This is a genomic window from Streptomyces sp. NPDC102514 (genome assembly GCF_055584525.1).
In genome coordinates, this window is record NZ_JBVJLW010000003.1 from 652,220 (window position 1) to 672,032 (window position 19,813).

Consider the following 19,813-nt stretch of genomic DNA (forward strand, 5'->3'; position numbering starts at 1 on the left):
CTGTTCCAGGGCATTCGGAACCGCGGGAGGAGGTGGCGGCCTCCGCCTTCCCGGCATTCTGCGTCGTCGCCCCCGACGACCCTTATGAGAGGCTTTGTCACGTGCGTACCGTGGGAGTGGAAGAAGAACTTCTCCTGGTCGACCCCGAGACCGGCGAACCACAGGCGCTGTCCGCGGCAGTACTCGCTCGCGCCGCCAGGGACGATCCGTCGGAGGAGACGTTCGAGAAGGAGCTGCACACCCAGCAGCTCGAATTCGCCACTCAGCCGCAGGCGGACATGACCGAACTCGGCGCGGAGATCGTCCGGTGCCGCAAGGAGGCAGCACGCGTCGCGGGGGACATCGGAGCCACTGTCGTCGCGCTCGCCACGTCCCCCCTGCCGGTCAGTCCGTCGGTCAGTACGAACGCCCGGTACCAGTGGATGGTCGAGGAGTTCGGCCTGCCGGCCCAGGAACAGCTCGTCTGCGGCTGCCACATCCATGTGTCGGTGGAATCCGACGACGAGGGCGCCGCGGTGCTCGACCGCATCCGCCCCTGGCTGTCCGTGCTGACGGCGCTCAGCACGAACTCCCCCTTCTGGCAGGGAAAGGACAGCCTCTACAGCAGCTACCGGAGCCGGGTGTGGATGCGCTGGCCGATGGCCGGCCCCACGGAACTCTTCGGTACGGCCGACGCCTACCACCGTCGGATCGACGACATGGTGGCCACGGGGGTGCTGAAGGACAGGGGCATGGTCTATTACGACGCGCGGATCGCCGAGCGGTACCCCACCGTCGAGATCCGTGTGTCGGACGTCTGCCTGGAGGCGAGCACCGCGACCCTGCTGGCCACGCTCACCCGTGGACTCGTCGAGACGGCGGCACGCGAGTGGCGTGCGGGCACCGCCCCGGCGGCGCAGCCAGTGGAGCTGCTGCGCCTGGCCGCCTGGCGGGCCGCACGGTCAGGTCTTGAGGAGGAGCTGCTGCACCCCTCGACCATGCGGCCGGCACCGGCCGGGGACGTGGTGCGCGCACTGCTGGAACATGTCGGCCCCGCCCTGGACGACAGTGGTGACACCGACCTGGTGCACCAGGCCGCCTCGCACCTGCTGCGCGACGGCAACGGCGCCCGGGTGCAGCGGCAGACCCTGGAGCGGACCGGAAGCCTGGGTGACGTGGTGAAGGAGTGCGTGCGGCGCACGCAGTCCTGAGCGCGCCGCACCGCACGGTCAGTGCACGGGCTCCGGGGTGGGCCCGTCGTCGAGGAAGCCGCCCGACTGGTGCTGCCAGAGCTTGGCGTAGGCGCCGGCCGAGGCGAGCAGTTCCCGGTGGGTGCCCTGTTCCACGATGCGTCCGCGGTCGAGGACGACGAGCTGGTCCATGGTGGCGACCGTGCTCAGCCGGTGCGCCACCACGAGCGCCGTCCGCCCCTCCATGAGCCGCCACAGCGCCTCCTGGACCAGGACCTCGCTCTCGGAGTCCAGGGCACTGGTGGCCTCGTCGAGCAGCAGGATCGGCGCGTCACGAAGGATCGCCCTGGCGAGCGCGACCCGCTGGCGCTGTCCGCCCGACAGCTTGACCCCGCGCTCGCCCACCATGGTGTCGAAGCCGTCCGGCAGGGCGTCGGCAAACTCCGTGACGTGTGCGATCTCGGCCGCGCGCCGGATCTCCCGGTCCGTGGCGTCCGGGCGGGCGAACGCGATGTTGTCCCGCAGCGAGCGGTGGAACATCGCCGGATCCTGCGGCACATAGGCGATGAGGCTGCGCAGCTCGGCCTGACGCAGCCTGCTGATGTCCTGTCCGCCGATCAGGATCCGGCCGGCGTCGAGGTCCGTCATCCTCAGCAGCAGCCTGCTGAGGGTGGTCTTGCCGCCGCCGGACCGGCCGACCAGACCGATCTTCGTCCCGCTGGGCACCGCCAGTTCGAGCCCCTGGAAGAGGGGTCCCGCCCCCGCGTGGGCGAAGGTCACCTCCTCGAAGTGGACGTCGGCGGCCTGGGACAGCAGCGGCTCCGGCGGCACCGCGTCCAGCACGGTCGGCGGCAACAGCAGCAGCTCGGTGAACTGCCCCGCCTCCGTCATCGAGCTCTCCAGGCGGCGGTAGATCTGGTTGAACTCGAACATGATCCGCGTCGCGTTCGAGTAGTACGTGAAGGCCACCACGACCGCCTCCACCCCGTGCCCGCTGCCGGCGAGGGCGACCGCGAGCAACAGGCCCAGCGCGTTGGTGAGTACGGACATGGGTGCGACCAGTGTGTCGATGCGCAGGTTGCCGTAGTCCCACGCCCGCAGGGTGAGCCGCCGTGACTCGGCGACCCGGGACCGGTGTTCGGCGGCTTCGCGTTCCTCGGCCGCGAACGCGCGGACCGTGTCCATGTTCATCAGGCTGTCGGCGACATGGCCCGACACCCGGGCGATGGCCTCCTCGCGCCGGTCGACGAGTGCCTGACGGCGGCGGATGAGGGGCACCACGCACAGCGCGGTCAGCACGAGCATCGTCAACAGGCCGACGACGAGCAGTGGTTCGTACCGCCAGAGGATCACCGATCCGAACACCAGGGGCACCACACGGCCCACGACCTGGAACGTCAGCGTGTCGACGAACTCCTCGAACCGGGAGGCGAAGCTCAGCACCCGCTTGGTCAGCGACCCGGCGAAGTTGTCGTGGAAGAAGGCCGCGTCCTTGGCGAACAGTTCGTCCATGCCGATCACGTACAGGTTCTCGATACCGCGCGCGGCGAGCCGGTTCAGACAGTGCAGGCCCAGGCGCCACAGCGCCTCCCCGAGCAACAGGACGCCGGCGAAGCCGAGGACGTAAGGGAGTGCGTCGGTGACGGTGATGCCGCCTTCGGTGGCGATCCTGGCGACGAGTTTGGCGACGATGAGCGGCGCGATGTAGTTGATGCCGATGTTGCCCATCGCGGGCAGCAGCATGGCCGGTACGGAGAACAGCCGTAACCGGGCCAGTTCCCGGCCGTAGTGACGAAGTGCCAGCAGCACCGCGCCCCTGCGCGGTTGGACCGTGCGTGTCTCAGGCGATCCCATCCCACCCCCGAGTGGTCGTCAGGCGGCCCGTCGCCCGTTCCTCCGGTTAATCGCCGTTGCCGCACGCCGGCAACAGGTGTGAGTACGGGTGGGCCGGAACTGGAATTGTCCCGCGTCAACACCCGCTGAGTCCAAGTGTTTTGCGGCCCGTACACCCATACGCATGTGCGAAGTCGGTGGCCGGATTCCCCTTCCGTCAACGCCGTGCCACAGCCCTCACACCTCGCGGGAGGCACACATGGAAGTGCGGGCATACAGTGCGACGCAGGGTCCGTACAGGTACGAGTGGGGGATACGACGTGGTGCACACACTTGTCATCGGTGGTGGGATCGCCGGCACGGCTGCCGCGCTGGCGCTGCACAAGGCAGGCTCGGACGTCACCGTGTACGAGGCTCATCCCGACTCGGCCGAGGACATCGGGGCGTTCCTCACCCTGGCGAGCAACGGCATGCGCGCCCTCGCCCAGATCGACGCCTCCGCCGCGGTCACCGCGGTCGGCTTCCCCCTGCGTTCGATGCGTGTCCTCGACGACACGGGCGCCACGGTGGCCCACGTACCGCTGGGTGAGGCCGGTGACCCGCTCCTGCGGTACCGGTGCCTGCACCGCGGTGAACTCGCCGCCGCGCTGCAGGCGGAGGCCGCTCGCCGGGGCATCGGCATCCGGCACGGAGCGCGTCTCGCGTCCGTCGAGGACACCCGGGACGGGGTCACCGCGCACTTCACCGACGGCAGCACCGCGACCGGCGACCTGCTCGTCGGGGCGGACGGACTCAACTCCGTCGTACGGCAGGGGTTCGCCCCCGAGGTGCGGCCCCGTTACGCGGGACAGCGTGTCTTCTACGGCTACACCGACGACGCGCTCCTGGCCGAGGAGAACGCCGGGGAGAGCGAGCGCATCACCATGGTGCGGGGCAGCGGGACCGCCTTCGGCCACGCGGTGTCGCCGGCCGGGGAGACGTACTGGTTCGCGCGCGTGGCCGGTGAGCCCCTGGCCGCCGAGGAGATCGCCCACGGCACACCCGCCCACTGGCGCGAACTGCTTCTGCCACTGCTGCGCAAGGACACCACCCCTGCCGCGGGTGTCGTCGCGGCCACCACCGACCGCCTCATGGTCACCAACGCCACGGAGATCCCCACCGGTACACCCTGGCGCTCCGGCCGCGTCCTCACCATCGGTGACGCGGCCCACGCGGCCTCCCCCGCGACCGGACAGGGTGCCTCGATGGCCCTGGAGGACGCGGTCGTTCTCGCGAAGTCCCTGCGCGACGCCCCCGGTACCGAGGCCGCGCTCTCCCTGTACGAGTCACTGCGTCGGCCGCGCGTCGAGGAGAACGTCACCGTCAGCGGAAACATCTCCCGGGGCACTCCCCCGTCACCCCGTCCCGGCGGGGGCGCCCCCGCGTCACGGCCGGGCGACGACGACCTCGTCCGCCACCTGGACTGGCACACCAACCTCTGGACCGAGTACGGGGACGGCGCACCTGGATCGCTGCCTCACTAGGTCCTGTCGTCAAATTCCCGCCTGCCGGGCGGACGTCGGGAATTTGACGACAGGACCTGGTGGACCCAAGGCATGCACCAGGAACAGTCAGTTCCACACATGCGTACTATCTCTACACTGGCGCAAAGCGCGCAGTTGAGTCCTTCGGACGGACCAGCCCTGACAGACACCATCCCGCTCTCCACCCGCACACGGACGTGCAGCCCCACTTCGCACATGTGTCGGCGGACCGAGAAAGGCTCCACTCATGTCTGAGAACCAGATCTCCACCACGGAACTCACCTCGCAGTACATCGCACAGGTGACCAGCGACCTGGAGCGCAACGGCAAGGAGCAGGAGCGCATCGCGACGGACATCGCCGCCCTCCAGGAGCAGTTGCTGGCTCTGCAGCACGACCACTCGGTGCTGGTGAACATGCACCAGGCACTCGGCGGCACGAGCCCCGTCGCCGCAGCCACCCCCGCAGCGGCCTCCGTGCCGAGTCAGTCCTCCGCCCGGACCAAGCAGCCCAAGGCCGCCAAGGAGGTCAAGGCCGCGAAGCCGAAGAAGGCGGCTGCCACGGGCGTGAAGAAGACCGAGGCCAAGAAGCCCGAGACCGGCAAGACCGCCGCCAAGGCAATGACCGCTCAGCCGAGCCTCGTCGACCTGATCCGCGGCCACCTCGAAGCGCAGAACGAACCGCGCTCCGCCGCCGAGATCACCACCGCGCTCACCGCGGCCCACCCCGAGCGCACCATCAAGACCACCGTCGTGCGCACCACCCTCGAGAACCTGGTCGCCAGGAGCAGCGCCCACCGCAACAAGCAGGGCTCCTCGGTCTTCTACACCGCCGCCACCGAGGCCGCCGCCAAGGCCGAGCCCGCCGCGGCCGCCGGCTGACCTTCCTCGTCGGCGCCCCGCCCCGAGGCCGCCGGCACGCTCACTGGCGCTCGTTCGCGTACGCCATTGCGTGCCGGGGCCGCCGACGGTCCGAGGTGTCCGCGGTCCGTCACACCACCGTCGGACCGGCCGGGTGCAGGTCGGCGAACTCGTCGGCGAGGATGCCCAACATGACCACGTCGTGATGCCGGCCCGCGAAGAACACCTGATCACGCAGACGCCCCTCCTCGACGAGACCGAGTCTGCGTTGCAGTGCCAGCGACGCCTCGTTGTGTGCGAAGACCCGCGCCTGGCACTTGTGGAAGCGCCGCTCGGCGAACATGTAACGCAGCAGCAGTGTCACGGCCTCCGTCGCGTATCCCTTGCGCCGGTGCTCCGCGCCCAGGGAGATGCCGTACTCGAACCAGCCCGCGCGCGCGTCGGCGTGCTGCGAGCCGACCACACCGACCGGCTGTCCCGTGCCGACGGCTTCGACCACCAGGATGAAGCGGTCGCCGTCGGGTCCTGCGAGCGCCAGTTCCTTCGCCCGGACACGATGGCCCTCGGCGGAGCGGGGCGCCCGCACCAGGTCGCCCAGCCCCTCCTCGTCCACCTCGAAGCCCATGAGCGCCGTCCAGTCGTCGGGCTCGACACCACGCAGCCGTACTCGTTCACCGGTCCAGAACGATGCCATCCCCCATTGGAGCACGCCGTGTCCGGAGTCCGGGCCGGAGCCGTTGTCAGTGGTGGCAGGCAGGATGACCCTCATGACCTCACCAGTTGCAGTGATCGTGGATGCCGTCGCCTACGCACAGGCCGTCGAGGACGCCGTGAAGGCGTCGGCCGCCTACTACACGGGCGGCACCTCGCCGATGGACGACGACACCTACGACCGGCTCGTGCGCGCCATCACCGGCTGGGAGTCGGAGCATCCCGACGAGGTGCTGCCCGGCTCACCCAGCGGGAAGGTCGCCGGCGGCGCGGTGGACGGCGACGTGCCGCACACGGTGGCGATGCTCAGTCTGGACAACGTGTTCTCGGCCGACGAGTTCACCGCCTGGACGGCGTCTCTGGCCCGGCGCGTGGGCCATGACGTGGAGCGGTTCAGCGTCGAACCGAAGCTCGACGGCCTGGCGATCGCCGCCCGTTACACCGCGGGCCGCCTGGAGCGGCTGATCACCCGCGGGGACGGGACGGCCGGGGAGGACGTCTCGCACGCGATCGGCACCGTCGAGGGCCTGCCCGAGGTCCTGGCCGAGCCCGTCACGGTGGAGGTGCGCGGTGAAGTCCTGATGACCACCGCGCAGTTCGAGCACGCCAACGAGGTGCGCACCGCGCACGGCGGACAGCCCTTCGCGAATCCCCGCGGCGCCTCGGCGGGCACCCTGAGAGCCAAGGAGCGCGCCTACACCGTGCCGATGACGTTCTTCGGTTACGGGCTGCTGCCCCTGCCGGACACGGACGCCGAGGCGGCCGGGCGGCTGCACGAGCTGTCCCACAGCGAACTGATGGACCGCGCCGCGGAACTCGGAGTGAACACCACCGCGGGCACCGCCGTGCCCGGCACCACCGCCGGGACGGCCGAGCAGGTCCTGGCCCGGGTGCAGGAGATCGCCGCACTGCGCGCCTCGCTGCCGTTCGGTATCGACGGGATCGTCATCAAGGCCGACCTGGCCGCCGACCAGCAGGCCGCCGGATCCGGTTCGCGCGCCCCGCGCTGGGCCATCGCCTACAAGCTGCCCGCGGTGGAGAAGATCACCCGGCTCCTTGAGGTCGAGTGGAACGTGGGCCGTACCGGCATCATCGCCCCGCGAGCCGTCCTCGAACCGGTCGTCATCGACGGCGCCACCATCACCTACGCCACCCTCCACAACCCGGCCGACATCACGCGCCGCGACCTGCGCCTGGGCGACCATGTCATGGTCCACCGCGCCGGTGACGTCATCCCCCGTATCGAAGCCCCCGTCGCCCATCTGCGCACGGGTGACGAACAGCCCATCGTCTTCCCCGAGGTGTGCCCGCGGTGCGGGAGCGGCATCGACACCGGCGAGCAGCGCTGGCGCTGCGAGAACGGCCGCAACTGCCACCTGGTCGCCTCCCTCTCGTACGCGGCCGGCCGCGATCAGCTCGACATCGAGGGTCTCGGCCACACCCGTGTCGTCCAGCTCGTCGAAGCGAAGCTGGTGGCCGATCTCGCGGATCTGTTCACCCTCACCCGCGACCAGCTCCTGGGTCTGGAGCGGATGGGGGAAACGAGCACCGACAACCTCCTCGCGGCGCTCACCACAGCCAAGGGGCGTCCGCTGTCACGGGTGTTGTGCGCGCTCGGCGTACGGGGCACGGGGCGGTCGATGTCCCGGCGCATCGCCCGTCACTTCGCCACGATGGACCACGTCCGCGCGGCCGACGCCGCGTCGATGCAGCAGGTCGAGGGCATCGGTACGGAGAAGGCCCCGTCCATCGTCTCCGAACTCGCCGAACTGGCCCCGCTCATCGACAAGCTCGTCGCCGCCGGGGTCAACATGACCGAGCCGGGCGCCACTCCCCCGAGCCCGCCGACGGCCGCGGACGCCTCGGGCAGCTCCCCAGGGTCCGAGGGCTCGGCCGGTCCAGGAGGTGCTGAGAGCTCGGAGGGTACGGAGGGTTCGGCGCCGGCCGGCGGGCCGCTGACCGGAATGACGGTGGTCGTGACCGGCGCGATGACCGGCGTACTGGAGAAGCTCAGCCGCAACCAGATGAACGAACTCATCGAACGGGCGGGAGGCCGCTCCTCCTCCAGCGTCTCCAAGAAGACCACCCTGGTGGTGGCGGGAGAGGGTGCCGGATCCAAGCGCGCCAAGGCCGAGACCCTCGGCATCCGCCTGGCCACCCCCGACGAGTTCGCCGAGCTCGTCACCGACCATCTCGAACAGCCCGCCCAGTAGTTCGCCCCCGGCCGACCGTGCTCCGCATGCTCCCTGCCGGGGCCGCTGGCGCAGGACCGGGCCGTCGTGACAGGCTCTGCGTCGCTCGTGAACAGGCTGTTGGTGAGGGGATTTCCGTGGACACCCAGACGTGGGACGCACTGGTCGCATCGATGAAGAACGCGTACACCGCGGATCTGGCCCAAGGGAGGGCGCCCCGTCCGGTCATCATGCCGCTCGTCCGCGGCGAACTGGTCGGGCTCGTCTGGCTCCGTCCGGCCGAGACCGGCGAGGACGCCATGAGCGCGATCGTCGAGCTCTCGAACGTCGCCGCAGCGGCGGGCGCGGACGAGGTGGTGCTCGCCTGGGACACCGAGAACGTCGCGACCGAGTGCGGGCTTCCGGTCGTCGGCCCGGCACCCTGTCTGAACCTGGTGCACGCCACCAAGGACGGTCACGTACTGCATCAACTCCCTTGCACGCACCAGCCCATGGCGTCCACGCCCGAGGGATCCACGCCCAAGGGGTCGACGCCCGAGGAGTCCACTCCCGAGGTTCCGGACGCGGTCGAACCCCGGTGGCTCCCCGCCCCGGCCCCGCAGCCCGGTGGCGAGCTGGCCCCGCCGATCCAGGCCGCCCTCACGTACTCCTTCACTCCCCTCGACCTCGACCATCCCTCCCCTTTCGGGGTCACCGTTCTCCTCATGGAGGACGACGGCTACGCCGTGCACCTCACCGACTCCTTCGCCCTGTGACCCAGGTGTCCCACGCCGGCGCCTCCACCATGTTCTGAACGAGAGCCGGGGGCGGGTTGCCGTTGTGGTCTCCCCGTGGCGGGGTATACGGAGCTGTGCACGGACCGCACCACCGCCCCCGGCCCAGGAGTACAGCCATGGCAGGCATCATGAACAAGATCAAGCAGTTCGCCCGGAGCCCGCAGGGACGGCGCACCATCGAGCAGGCACGCCGCGCCTCCGCCGACCCGCGACGCCGTGCCCAGGCGCAGCGGCTGCTGCGCAAACTGCGCGGGCGCCGCTGACCCCGATCGAGCGGCCCGCCCCCGGACAACGAAAAGACCCCACCCGATGTACTTCGGGTGGGGTCTTGTTGAGCGCCGGGCAGGCCTTGCACCTGCATTTCCCCGCAGGAAGCGGGGCGTCTTTCCTTGGACCACCGACGCGAGACGAGCCCGTACTCGGCGGCTCGCTCAAGATCGAGTCTAGCAGCTTTCTCGGCTCGCTCTGCACACGCGTGCGACGGGGAAGCGTGAAGGCCGTGAAGGCGTAGAACACAATTCCCGTTTGCCGAACGCAGAGCCGGATACCCGGTGTTCATGGCTGGAGCGAACAACAAAACCACGAACGGACAGTCGCCCACCGCGCATGCGCGAGCGGCGAAGACCACCGTGACCGAAGGTGCCACGGCGCCCGCGAAGGAGTCACAGAAGGCCGCCACCGAGGCGGTGAAGAACGCCGGGGACGCTGCCGGGGCCGTCGGCCGCGGCAGCAGGGAAGCCCTGGTGAACCTCGGCGGAGTCGCGTCGCAGAAGGCCAAGGAAACGGCCAGGACGGTGCAGGGCGGCGTTTCAACGGCCGCTCAGCAGACGGTCGGCAAGGCCGGCCTCGTCTGGACCCTCCTGAAGGCCAGGAAGGTCGTGGCCGCCGGCGTCGGCGCGGGGACCGCGGCTGTGGTCCTCTCCTCCTACGCCGTCGGCCGGCGTGTCGGTCTGCGGCAGCGAGGCCCTCTTTCCCGTCTCAGCGGCGGTCGTCTCTGAGCGACAGGACGCCGCCAGGGCACCTGCTCGCAGGCCCGTCGGAGCTTCTGCTCCGGCGGGCCTGTCGGCGTGCGGCCGTCCGGTCCTTCCTCGGTGCACCCGCCCACCCCCCGGAGCGAAGGGCTCGCTGCCGGAACCTGATCACCGCGCTGAGCGTCGTTACAGGCACATCGCGCGCATGGCGCGGGTTCATGACACGGAGTTCATGACGTGGGGTTCATGACGCGCGGCGAATAACGGTTCCGGAGCGGATGCGGGATCCCGGGACGGATGCGGGTGGGGCTTGGTGGAGCGCACGGCGGACGGCAGCGCGGCGACGAGGACGAAGGCCGCGGCGCCCGGCCGATGGCATCGCAAGCTCTCCTGGCGGCACCTCTCCCGGCGGCCCTGGGGCCCGGACGCGGACGGCCGGTCGTCCTGGGCGCGTGGGCGTGTGCTCGCGGCGCTCGCCGTACTGACCGCCGCCCTGCTGGCCTTCCACTCGCTGGTGCCCAACACGGTGGGCCGCTTCGGCAGCCTGCTGGAGGCGTTTCTGCCCTGGCTCGGCCTGGCCGTCCCGCTGTTGCTCGTTCTCGCGCTGCTGCGCCGCTCCGCGACCGCGCTGGTGGCCCTGCTGCTGCCCGCGGCCGTGTGGGGCCAGTCGTTCGGCGGGCGCCTCCTGCCGGAGGACCGCGGCGCACACGACCTCACGGCCGTCCAGCACAACGTCAGTGACGTGAACACCGATCCCGCGGGCACCGCCGCCGCGCTGATCGAGGCCGCACCGGATCTCGTCGCCCTGGAAGAGCTGACCCCCGCCGCACTGCCAGCCTACGAGAAGGCCCTGGCACCGGACTACCCGCACCACGCGGTCGAGGGAACGGTCGGGCTGTGGTCGAGGCATCCCCTGTCGGACGTGCGCCGGGTGGATATCAGACCGGCGGCGATCGAGGACGGCTGGAGCCGCGGAATGCGGTCCACGGCTCGCACTCCGTGGGGCGACATCGCGGTGTACGTCGCCCACCTGCCCTCGGTCCGCCTCGGCTTTCGCGGTCTCGGTTCCGGTCCACGGGACGAGAGCGCCGGACTGCTGGGAGCGGCGCTCGCCGCCGAGAAGCTGGACAGGGTGATCCTGCTCGGTGACCTCAACAGCACCCTGGACGACCGGGGTCTGGATCCGGTGACCTCGCGGATGGACCGTACGGACTCGGCGGGGCAGGCCTTCGCCTTCAGCTGGCCCGCCTCCTTCCCCGTGTCCCGGATCGACCAGGTCCTGGCGCGCTCGGCCACCGTGTCGAACGTGCGGACCCTGCCCGCCACCGGCAGCGACCACCTCCCCGTCGCCGTCGACGTCAGGCTCGATCGCGGCTCCGGCGACCCGGCGCCGACTCCCTGACGCTCCTCCCCCGCGCGACACTCCTCCCCCACCCGCGTTCCTACGTCTGCTGCAACGGCTCGTACGCCTCCGCGCCGACGCCGAACGTCCATGCCACGCCCTCGCGGGCCGTGCGCGTGGTCGGCGGCACTCTCAGCCAGTAGGTGCGGCTCGTACCGTCCGGTTCCGGGGTGGAGTTGACGACCTCGACCATCACCACGTCCTCGTCACCGACGAGTTGGACCCGCCACAGCACGCCGGTCTCGTCACGGTGGACGGGGACCGCGCCGGACTCGTCCAGATAGCGGTCGTAGCCGTAGTACTCCAGCATCACGCGGCGCAGTTCGGCGTTCTCCTCGCCGCGGATCCGCTCGGGAGTCAGTCTGGTCAGCTCGTCGAGGAAATCTCCCGGGACGGGCATTCCGCGCCACGCGTACAGCTCGAACCCGTCCCCGTAGCCCAGTGCCGGGCCGTCGCCGCGGTCCAGGCGTCCGGCCTCGTCGCGGTGCAGGGTCAGGGGGCGTTCGCTGATGACCGCCGCCTTCTCGTAGGGCCACCACCAGCCCGCGTGGCGCGCCACCGCGGCCAGGCCGTCCAGGGGGCTCTCGTTCCCGGAGTCGAACGCGCACAGCCAGGCCGCGTCGTGCTGTCCCAGGGCCGCGTCCAGCAGAAGGAGGCGGACCTGTGTCTCCTGTGTCCGGTCGTCGGCGAATTCCTCGACGATGCCCGCCCGCACCCGGTCGACCAGGGTGCGGGTCGACTCCCACAGGCCCGCTCCCGTGGCACGCCAGTGGCCGCTCCATCCCGTCGGCCCCAGCTCCGCGTGCAGCCGTGCCCGCTCGGCGGCCCAGGGGGCGCCCAGCACGGCGTCGCGGACACTCGCCCCGAAGGTGTCCGGCTCCGGGGCGTCCGGACGTGCCGCCGCCATGAGTGTCCGTACCGCCTCGCGAGGTGAGCGCGTCCATACGATCCGCTCCGGTTCGGCCAGACCTGCCCGCCGGTAGGCGAGTCGTACGCCCTCCTCGGCCGCCGCCCGGTCCCCCGGCCCCGTGGCCGCCGCCGTCGTCCGCCAACTGCCCTGCTCCATCAACGCCGTTCCTCTCCCCAAGTACCGTTCCGGACCGCACCCCCGTGCCGCCCGGCCCTGCGTCGCGATGTCGCGCGCCGCCCTGTCCCGCGCCGCGCTGTCCTGCCTCGTGCTGTCCGCGTGTGCGATGTGTGTCTGTCGTCAGTCGTCAGTCGTCAGTCGGCGACTATGCGCACCGAGCCCGGCACGTACTCCCGTTGACGGATCACCCGGTACCAGCCCTTCGGGAGGGAGATCGCCGCGTGTTCCTCGTGGACGACGCGGGCGCCGTCGGGCACGTGCAGCAGCATCGGCCCGAACAGGCCGGCCTCGCGGACGAGCCGTCCGGGTCCGACCACAGCATGGGCGTGGCCGGTGACTTCGCCCAGTGCCAGGACGAGCCTGCCGCGGCCGTCACGTGGTTCGGACGCCGCGTCGGCCGCGTGCTCCGGCACCGCGCTCTCGGCCAGCGCCACGATCAGGACGTCTCCTTGCCGGTACATGGGTCTCCTCCCGCTGCGGCACACCGTGTGCCATGGGAAGGACCGTAGAGGTGACCACTGACAATCGCCCTCGACCGCAGGTCACACGGCCTGTGCGGGGCGGGGGGCGCCGCAGGAGGACCCCTGATCCACGCGATGTCAGTGGGACTTGGTAGAACTCCGGTACCTGGATGCGGTCGGCGCGCGCCGGGATCAGGACCCACGACTGCCGATCCACCGACCTCAGCACGAAGGAGCAGGCGCGCATGACCATCGGTGACCACTTCAAGGAGTTCCACGGGCTGCCGGCCTTCAACTTCCCGGGCGTCGACGACCCGAAGCCGGAACCGTCCTCGCTTCCGTCGCCCGAGTCCGTGGCCTGGCACATCGCGGTGAACTCCTACGACTCCGACGAGCAGTGGGAGGAGGCCTTCGGCCGCTTCCTGGCGGCCGTCGACACCGAGCGGGTGCGGGCGATCGTCGTGGGCGCGTGGAGCGACGTGTACGACTCCGCCCCCGACGAGGTGGTCAAGGCGCTGGTGGCGGCCCGCGACCGGCTGCCCGCCCTGCGCGCGCTGTTCGTCGGCGACATCGTGATGGAGGAGGCCGAGATCTCCTGGATCACCCAGGGCGACATGGGTCCGCTCCTCGAAGCCTTTCCCGGTCTGGAGGAGTTCGGGGTCCGCGGCGGCAACGGACTGGTCTTCCCCGCCGCCCGTCATGAGCGGCTGCGGAAGCTGACCGTCGAGAGCGGCGGGCTGCCCGTCGAGGTGGTGCGGGCCATCGCCGCCAGCGACCTGCCCTCCCTCGTCGAACTCGACCTGTGGCTCGGCACCTCCGAGTACGGCGGGGACTGCGACATCGCCGACCTCGAACCCTTCTTCGCGGGCACCAGGCTGCCCGCCCTCACCCGGCTCGCCCTGCACAACAGCGAGATCCAGGACGCCATCTGCTCCGCCCTCGCGTCCGCTCCCGTGGTGGCGCGTCTGGAGGAGCTCGACGTCTCCATGGGCGTGCTCACCGACGACGGCGCGACGGCGCTGCTGACCGGTCAGCCGTTGACGCACCTCAAGGTGCTCGACCTCCACCACAACTACCTCAGCCCCGCCCTGCGCACCCGGCTGCTGGAGACCCTCGAACCCGCGGGTGTGGAGGTCGACGTCGACGAGGACGACGCCGAGTCCGACCAGGACGACGACGGCGAGGTCTGGCGTTTCGTCGCGGTGGGCGAGTAGCGCGCCGCGAAGTCCGGACCAGGGAGGGGGAACGGCATGGGCCGTACGGGATCGGCGGACGCACCGCCGAAGTGGGTGGTCGTCGCCAACGGGGACAACCGCAGGGTGGGGCTGTTCACGGCGGCCGCCGAGGCCGCGGGTCATGGCACACCCCGGGTGGTCGAGTGGCTCGACGTCCTGCGCGACGGCGGGCACGCCTTCGCCGACGACGAGATCGTCCGCCTCGACTCCCCCGGGGAGAACGCCGACGTGGACGCCTTGCTGCGAGGTGTGGACGAGCCGACGCGGGTGGAGGGTTCCGCGCGGTGGTACGGGCGGTTCCTGGACTGCGTGGCCTCGCTGCGCGGCGGGGTACGGCTCGACGACCCGGCGGAGCTGGCCGTGATGTTCGACAAACGGCTGTGTCACGACCGGCTCACGCGCGCCGACGTGCCGGTGCCGCCGTCCCCCACGTCCGGTTCCGGCGGCCTCCCGCCGGTCCGGGGGTGGTCGGACGTACGGGACATGATGGCGGCGGCGGACATGCGGCGTGCCTTCGTCAAACTCGCCCACGGCTCGTCCGCGTCCGGTGTCCTGGCCGTCGAGACGGCCGCCGCGGGCCGGATCCGTGCGACGACCTCGGTGGAGCGCGCCGAGGACGGCCGGCTGTACAACTCACTGCGGGTGCGCCGCTACACGTCGGAGCCGGAGGTCGCCGCGATCGTCGACACCCTGGCCCCCGACGGGCTGCATGTCGAACGCTGGCTGCCGAAGGCCTCCCTCGGCGGCCGGTCGGCCGATCTGCGCATCGTGGTCGTGGCCGGCCGGGCCACCCACGCCGTGGTCCGCACCAGCCGTTCACCCCTGACCAATCTCCATCTCGGCGGGACGCGTGGCGATCTGGCGGCCGTCCGCGCGCTGGCGGGTGACCGGTGGGCCACGGCCGTCGAGGTGAGCGAGCGGGCCGCCGCCTGCTTCCCCGGCTCGCTGTGCGTCGGCGTCGACCTGCTGCCCGCCATCGGCTGGCGCCGCTTCGCCGTCGGCGAGGTCAACGCGTTCGGCGACCTGCTCCCCCGCCTCACCGGACTGCCGGGCAGCGGGGCGGAGGGCCAGGACACGTACGCGGCGCAGATCGCCGCGGCCGGCTCCTTCCGCCGCCGCCCGCGCCCCGCTCCCGCCACACCGGCCGGGGAACCCGGACCACCCGCTTCACCGCACCACCTGCCGAGGACAGCCCATGCCACAGCCTGACCCCCTACCGCCCTCGGGCGGCGACCGCACCGACGCCCCGCCCGGTACGTCCACCACCCCACCGGACATGAACGAGGTCGTGGGCCGGGACGACCTGCTCCTCCTCACCCTGGACACCCTCCGCCACGACGTGGCGGTCGAGCTCGCGGCGGCCGGCCGGCTGCCCCACCTCACCGCACATCTCCCGGACGGCGTCTGGGAGAAGCGGCACGCGCCCGGGAACTTCACCTACGCCTCCCACCAGGCGATGTTCGCCGGTTTCCTCCCCACGCCCGCCGGACCCGGACCGCATCCGCGCCTCTTCGCGGCCCGGTTCGCGGGCAGCGAGACGACGGCGGACGGCACGTTCGTCTTCGAGACCCCGGACATCGTGTCCGCCCTGGCCGCGCGCGGCTACCGCACGGTGTGCATCGGCGGCGTCGGCTTCTTCAACAAACAGGGCGCCCTCGGCGACGTACTGCCCGGCTACTTCCAGGAGAGCCACTGGGAGCCCGAGTTCTCCGTGGCCTCGCCGACCTCCTTCGAGGCGCAGGTGGCACAGGCCGAGAAGACGGTCGCCGAACTGCCGCCGGAACAACGGCTGTTCCTCTTCCTGAACGCCTCCGCGCTGCACCAGCCGAACTGGTTCCACCTCCCCGGCGCGACCCGGGAGGCGGGCGACAGCCGTCTCACGCACGCCGCGGCGCTGGAGTACATCGACCGCCATGTGGGGCGGCTGTTCAGCGCGATGAGCTCGCGCCGCCGCTGCTTCGCGATCGTCTGCTCCGACCACGGCACCGCCTACGGGGACGACGGCTACACCGGCCACCGCCTCGGCCACGAATCCGTGTGGACCGTGCCCTACGGCCACTTCTTCCTGGAGCCGCCCACATGACCGTCGCCATCTCCGCGGGCAGCGCTGCGGGTACCTCCGTCGCCGTGCCGCGCCCCTACCAGAGTTATACGTACGCGTATCCGCACAAAACCGCCTACCGGCCGCTCGTCCCGCGGCCCCGGCTCGCGGACCTGTGGGCCGGGGAGTCCCGGCAGGCGCTCTCGCTGTACCTGCACATCCCGTTCTGCGAGATCCGCTGCGGCTTCTGCAACCTCTTCACCCGCATCGGCGCGCCGGACGGGCTGACGGGCCGCTATCTGGACGCCGTGCGGCGCCAGGCCGCCGCCGTTCGCAAGGCCCTGGGTGACGAGGAGCCGCCGCGGTTCGCCAACGCGGCGTTCGGCGGCGGGACCCCGACCTATCTGGAGGCCGCCGAGCTGGAGCGGCTGTGCGACATCGCCGAGCGGGAGATGGGCGTGGACCTGCGGGCCGTCCCCCTGTCCGTGGAGGCATCCCCGTCCACCGCCACCGCCGACCGGCTGGCCGTCCTGGCGGAACGGGGCACCACGCGCCTGAGCCTGGGTGTGCAGAGCTTCGTCGAGGAGGAGTCCCGCGCCGCCGTACGCCCGCAGCGCAGGAGCGACGTCGAGGCGGCGCTGACCCGCATCCGCGAGGCAGCGATCCCGGTCCTGAACATCGACCTGATCTACGGCATCGACGGCCAGAAGGCGGCGAGTTGGCGGTACTCCCTCGACGCGGCCCTGTCCTGGCGCCCCGAGGAGATCTACCTCTACCCGCTCTACATACGTCCGCTCACCGGTCTCGGCCGCCACACCGACCTGCGCACGGCCGACCTGCAGTGGGACGAGGAACGGCTGCGCCGCTACCGGGAGGGCCGCGACCATCTGCTCGCGCACGGGTACGAGCAGGTGTCGATGCGGATGTTCCGGCGGACCGACGCGCCGCCGCAGGGGCCGGACGACTACGCGTGCCAGACCGACGGCATGATCGGCCTGGGCTGCGGCGCGCGCTCGTACACCTCACGGCTGCACTACTCCTTCGACTACGCGGTGTCGATGCGGGAGATCCGCGGCATCATCGACGACTACACCGCCACCGAGGACTTCTCCCGCGCCCTGCACGGCAGGTGGGTCGACGAGGACGAGGCAAGGCGGCGGCATCTGCTGCAGTCGCTGCTCCAGGCGGAGGGCCTGCCCGTCGCGGACTACCGTCTGCGGTTCGGTACGGACCCGTACGACGACTTCCCGGCGGAGCTGGACACCCTCGGCGGCCGCGGCTGGCTCGACGACGCCCGGCCGCGGCTGCTCCGGCTCTCCCCCGAAGGGCTCGCGCACTCGGACGCCATCGGCCCCGAGCTGTTCTCACCGGCCGTGCGCGAGGCCATGGCCGCCTACGAGACGAAGTGAGCGCCGATGGACCTCACCCTGCTGTACCGCGGCCCTCTTTCCTCCTGCGACTACGACTGCCCGTACTGCCCGTTCGCGAAGCGGCGGGACTCCACGGCCCAACTCCGTGCCGACCGCGCGGCACTTGAGCGCTTCAGCGCGTGGGCGCGTGACCAACGGCAGGACCGTCTCTCGGTGCTGTTCACCCCGTGGGGCGAGGGGCTGGTGCGCTCCTGGTACCGCCGCGCCCTCGTGGAACTGTCGCACCAGCCCCACATACAGCGGGTCGCCATCCAGACCAATCTCAGCTGCCGGACCGACTGGCTGGGGGACGCGGACCCCGACACCGTCGCCCTGTGGTGCACCTACCACCCCGGACAGACACCGTACGAACGTTTCCTGGCCAAGACGCACGCACTGGCCGGCCTCGGTGTCCGTTTCAGTGTCGGGATCGTCGGAGTGCCCGACCACTTGGAGCACGCACGACGGCTGCGCGCGGAGCTGCCATCGCACGTCTACCTGTGGGTGAACGCCGCCGAGGGGCACACCTACACGGACGCGCAGGCCGCCGAGTGGACGGAGCTGGACCCCCTCTTCCCGTTCAGCCGCCACCCGCACCGCTCCGCGGGCATGCCGTGCCGCACGGGTGAGTCGGTCCTGTCGGTCGACGGTGAGGGCACGGTCCGCCGCTGCCATTTCGTGCGCACCGAACTGGGCAACCTCTACGACGGCTCCTACCGGGCCGCGCTCGGCCCCCGGCCCTGCCCCAAGGAGCTGTGCGACTGCCACATCGGATACGTCCACCTGGAGACACTGCCGCTGTACGACGTGTTCGCGGGCGGAATCCTGGAACGCGTACCGCCCACCCTCCCCGACCGACCGATCCTGCCCCTCATATCCACAACTGGGCGCGCCTGACGCCCCGTTGACTGTCACACCGTCAAGCATCACCCTTCGGCCGCGGGCGGCGTGGCTGGCAGGATGTCGCCGTTGACCCCTTTGTGCCGCACGTGACAGCGTCGGTCCGCCCCGGGCATCAGCTCCGGGCGGCAGACTCCGGGCACATCCACAGAGGGGACCGATCAGCATGAGCGGCAGACAGGTCACGTACGCGGCGGCAGTCACGGCGGCCGTACTCTTCCTCGGTATCTCGGGCACCGCGGCCTCGGCCGTCACCGGACCGGCCGCGGCTCCGGCCGCCTCGGTCGCGGCGGAGGCGGCGTTCGGACAGAGCAGCTTCACCCCGGAGGAGGAGGCCCACTTGCGCGAGGTGGCCGCCGCCATCTGGAACGCGGACCTGGCCGCCGGCTGGAACATGAACCCCGAGGTCGCCGACGTGCTCTCCACGGCGACCGGCGAGATCCTCCGGTGTTCCGAGGCCTTCGCCCTCGTACCCCGGCCGGCCGGCTTCGTCCCGGGCGTCGGCTACCTGCTGAGCTACTGGAAGAACCTCAAGGACTATTTCCTCGCGGTGAAGGACAACCGCACCTACCGCGCCTGCGTGGTGACCGCGTCGGCGAACTACCGGTCGGCGATCGAGATGGCCTCGATGGGTATCTGACCCGCGGAGATCGGTTCCGCAACAGCGGGAGTGCCGCCGGCCGGGCACGCCGTGCACGAGACTGGGGGCGAGACCGTGACCGGTGAGCGCACACGTTCGCTCACCGGTACGGTCCCGCCCCGCCGGACACGGCCCGCCCGAAAGGAACCACCGCATGATCATCTTTGGCACCAAGGGATATCTCTACCAGCTGGCGATACTGACCCTGGTGTGCGGCCAGTGCGGGAATCCCGCCGCGCACACGCTCAGCAAGCGCGTCACGAAGTTCACCCTGTTCTTCGTCCCGCTGTTCCCCGTCTCGACGAAGTACGCGACCCAGTGCACGTTCTGCGGCGCACAGCAGAAGATCACCAAGGAGCAGGCGGAGCAGTTGCAGGTGCAGGGCGCGGGCGGCCAGCCCCACGGCCGACAGCCGCAGCAGCAGCCTTACCAGGGCTGATCCGGCCCCCTGCACCCGACGTCCGGCCCACCACCCCCGGGCCACGGCCCGGGGCAGGCCCGAACCCGCCCGCCGCGGACCACCGTTCCGCCCGGCTCTGCGACAACGTCCGCCCCGGCTTTGCGGCAACGAACGTTACGTGTGAGAAACCTTGACGATCACTCC

The 19,813-nt window shown here is 71.0% G+C and carries 19 protein-coding genes; 15 read left to right on the top strand and 4 right to left on the bottom strand.

All coding sequences use genetic code 11. The annotated features are described in order from the left end of the window. The first annotated feature begins 101 nt into the window (after positions 1-101). Positions 102-1,190, top strand: coding sequence for a glutamate--cysteine ligase 2 (locus ACZ60E_RS11000; RefSeq protein ID WP_469439539.1), 1,089 nt, complete (start codon positions 102-104; stop codon positions 1,188-1,190). 18 nt (positions 1,191-1,208) lie between these two features. Here ACZ60E_RS11000 and ACZ60E_RS11005 read toward each other — a convergent pair whose 3' ends face one another. Beyond that, on the bottom strand, positions 1,209-3,023 hold the full coding sequence (locus tag ACZ60E_RS11005) for an ABC transporter ATP-binding protein (protein WP_384808179.1): 1,815 nt from the start codon (positions 3,021-3,023) through the stop codon (positions 1,209-1,211). 299 nt (positions 3,024-3,322) lie between these two features. Here ACZ60E_RS11005 and ACZ60E_RS11010 point away from each other — a divergent pair, with 299 nt between their 5' ends. Both ACZ60E_RS11010 and ACZ60E_RS11015 read left to right on the top strand, forming a co-directional pair. Continuing rightward, positions 3,323-4,525, top strand: coding sequence for an FAD-dependent oxidoreductase (locus ACZ60E_RS11010; protein WP_469439541.1), 1,203 nt, complete (start codon positions 3,323-3,325; stop codon positions 4,523-4,525). A 247-nt stretch (positions 4,526-4,772) separates the two neighbouring features. After that, positions 4,773-5,405 carry a hypothetical protein gene (locus ACZ60E_RS11015; RefSeq protein ID WP_469439543.1) on the top strand — a complete coding sequence of 211 codons (633 nt, stop codon included), beginning with the start codon at positions 4,773-4,775 and terminating at the stop codon, positions 5,403-5,405. Positions 5,406-5,514: 109 nt separating this feature from the next. On the opposite strand, the gene ACZ60E_RS11020 is transcribed toward ACZ60E_RS11015, so the two are convergent. Continuing rightward, entirely contained in the window at positions 5,515-6,078 is a 564-nt protein-coding gene (locus tag ACZ60E_RS11020; protein WP_469439669.1) for a GNAT family N-acetyltransferase, read from the bottom strand. 73 nt (positions 6,079-6,151) lie between these two features. Between ACZ60E_RS11020 and ligA the strand changes: the two genes are divergently transcribed. From ligA to ACZ60E_RS11045, 5 genes are all read left to right on the top strand, one after another. Next, entirely contained in the window at positions 6,152-8,308 is a 2,157-nt protein-coding gene (gene ligA / locus ACZ60E_RS11025) for an NAD-dependent DNA ligase LigA (protein WP_469439546.1), read from the top strand. A 116-nt stretch (positions 8,309-8,424) separates the two neighbouring features. Beyond that, positions 8,425-9,042 (top strand): hypothetical protein, encoded by a 618-nt coding sequence (locus ACZ60E_RS11030; protein WP_469439548.1) that lies wholly within the window; start codon positions 8,425-8,427, stop codon positions 9,040-9,042. A 137-nt stretch (positions 9,043-9,179) separates the two neighbouring features. Continuing rightward, entirely contained in the window at positions 9,180-9,326 is a 147-nt protein-coding gene (locus ACZ60E_RS11035; RefSeq protein WP_469439552.1) for a hypothetical protein, read from the top strand. A 294-nt stretch (positions 9,327-9,620) separates the two neighbouring features. Next, the gene (locus ACZ60E_RS11040) at positions 9,621-10,061 is read left to right on the top strand and encodes a hypothetical protein (RefSeq protein WP_384808190.1); all 441 of its coding nucleotides are present in this window, start codon (positions 9,621-9,623) and stop codon (positions 10,059-10,061) included. Positions 10,062-10,494: 433 nt separating this feature from the next. Continuing rightward, positions 10,495-11,436, top strand: a complete 942-nt coding sequence (locus ACZ60E_RS11045) for an endonuclease/exonuclease/phosphatase family protein (protein ID WP_469439670.1) — start codon at positions 10,495-10,497, stop codon at positions 11,434-11,436. A gap of 40 nt (positions 11,437-11,476) precedes the next feature. Here ACZ60E_RS11045 and ACZ60E_RS11050 read toward each other — a convergent pair whose 3' ends face one another. Beyond that, positions 11,477-12,502 (bottom strand): DUF6745 domain-containing protein, encoded by a 1,026-nt coding sequence (locus ACZ60E_RS11050; RefSeq protein WP_469439554.1) that lies wholly within the window; start codon positions 12,500-12,502, stop codon positions 11,477-11,479. Between the two features lie 155 nt (positions 12,503-12,657). Beyond that, positions 12,658-12,984: a hypothetical protein gene (locus ACZ60E_RS11055; protein WP_190854525.1), complete on the bottom strand. Its 327-nt coding sequence runs from the start codon at positions 12,982-12,984 to the stop codon at positions 12,658-12,660. A gap of 245 nt (positions 12,985-13,229) precedes the next feature. Here ACZ60E_RS11055 and ACZ60E_RS11060 point away from each other — a divergent pair, with 245 nt between their 5' ends. The 7 genes from ACZ60E_RS11060 to ACZ60E_RS11090 all read left to right on the top strand — a co-directional run bounded on the left by ACZ60E_RS11060 (position 13,230) and on the right by ACZ60E_RS11090 (position 19,648). Further along, entirely contained in the window at positions 13,230-14,198 is a 969-nt protein-coding gene (locus ACZ60E_RS11060; protein ID WP_453790782.1) for an STM4015 family protein, read from the top strand. 36 nt (positions 14,199-14,234) lie between these two features. Beyond that, a complete protein-coding gene (locus ACZ60E_RS11065) occupies positions 14,235-15,428 on the top strand; it encodes an STM4014 family protein (protein ID WP_469439557.1) in 1,194 nt (397 codons plus the stop codon). Between the two features lie 67 nt (positions 15,429-15,495). After that, positions 15,496-16,302 carry an STM4013/SEN3800 family hydrolase gene (locus ACZ60E_RS11070; protein ID WP_385831294.1) on the top strand — a complete coding sequence of 269 codons (807 nt, stop codon included), beginning with the start codon at positions 15,496-15,498 and terminating at the stop codon, positions 16,300-16,302. After that, positions 16,299-17,669, top strand: coding sequence for an STM4012 family radical SAM protein (locus ACZ60E_RS11075; protein ID WP_469439559.1), 1,371 nt, complete (start codon positions 16,299-16,301; stop codon positions 17,667-17,669). The genes ACZ60E_RS11070 and ACZ60E_RS11075 overlap by 4 nt, the downstream gene beginning before the upstream one ends. A 6-nt stretch (positions 17,670-17,675) precedes the next feature. Then, positions 17,676-18,566 (top strand): STM4011 family radical SAM protein, encoded by an 891-nt coding sequence (locus ACZ60E_RS11080; protein WP_469439561.1) that lies wholly within the window; start codon positions 17,676-17,678, stop codon positions 18,564-18,566. Positions 18,567-18,735: 169 nt separating this feature from the next. Then, on the top strand, positions 18,736-19,209 hold the full coding sequence (locus tag ACZ60E_RS11085; RefSeq protein ID WP_469439562.1) for a hypothetical protein: 474 nt from the start codon (positions 18,736-18,738) through the stop codon (positions 19,207-19,209). A gap of 154 nt (positions 19,210-19,363) precedes the next feature. Then, positions 19,364-19,648 carry a zinc-ribbon domain-containing protein gene (locus ACZ60E_RS11090; protein WP_383935676.1) on the top strand — a complete coding sequence of 95 codons (285 nt, stop codon included), beginning with the start codon at positions 19,364-19,366 and terminating at the stop codon, positions 19,646-19,648. The last annotated feature ends 165 nt before the right edge of the window (positions 19,649-19,813 follow it).

Coding starts and splice junctions, on each gene's coding strand:
- ACZ60E_RS11005 (WP_384808179.1), bottom strand. CDS start 3,023: ATGGGATCGCCTGAGACACGCACGGTCCAACCGCGCAGGGGCGCGGTG.
- ACZ60E_RS11015 (WP_469439543.1), top strand. CDS start 4,773: ATGTCTGAGAACCAGATCTCCACCACGGAACTCACCTCGCAGTACATC.
- ACZ60E_RS11020 (WP_469439669.1), bottom strand. CDS start 6,078: ATGGCATCGTTCTGGACCGGTGAACGAGTACGGCTGCGTGGTGTCGAG.
- ligA (WP_469439546.1), top strand. CDS start 6,152: ATGACCTCACCAGTTGCAGTGATCGTGGATGCCGTCGCCTACGCACAG.
- ACZ60E_RS11035 (WP_469439552.1), top strand. CDS start 9,180: ATGGCAGGCATCATGAACAAGATCAAGCAGTTCGCCCGGAGCCCGCAG.
- ACZ60E_RS11040 (WP_384808190.1), top strand. CDS start 9,621: ATGGCTGGAGCGAACAACAAAACCACGAACGGACAGTCGCCCACCGCG.
- ACZ60E_RS11050 (WP_469439554.1), bottom strand. CDS start 12,502: ATGGAGCAGGGCAGTTGGCGGACGACGGCGGCGGCCACGGGGCCGGGG.
- ACZ60E_RS11055 (WP_190854525.1), bottom strand. CDS start 12,984: ATGTACCGGCAAGGAGACGTCCTGATCGTGGCGCTGGCCGAGAGCGCG.
- ACZ60E_RS11060 (WP_453790782.1), top strand. CDS start 13,230: ATGACCATCGGTGACCACTTCAAGGAGTTCCACGGGCTGCCGGCCTTC.
- ACZ60E_RS11065 (WP_469439557.1), top strand. CDS start 14,235: ATGGGCCGTACGGGATCGGCGGACGCACCGCCGAAGTGGGTGGTCGTC.
- ACZ60E_RS11070 (WP_385831294.1), top strand. CDS start 15,496: ATGAACGAGGTCGTGGGCCGGGACGACCTGCTCCTCCTCACCCTGGAC.
- ACZ60E_RS11075 (WP_469439559.1), top strand. CDS start 16,299: ATGACCGTCGCCATCTCCGCGGGCAGCGCTGCGGGTACCTCCGTCGCC.
- ACZ60E_RS11080 (WP_469439561.1), top strand. CDS start 17,676: ATGGACCTCACCCTGCTGTACCGCGGCCCTCTTTCCTCCTGCGACTAC.
- ACZ60E_RS11085 (WP_469439562.1), top strand. CDS start 18,736: ATGAGCGGCAGACAGGTCACGTACGCGGCGGCAGTCACGGCGGCCGTA.
- ACZ60E_RS11090 (WP_383935676.1), top strand. CDS start 19,364: ATGATCATCTTTGGCACCAAGGGATATCTCTACCAGCTGGCGATACTG.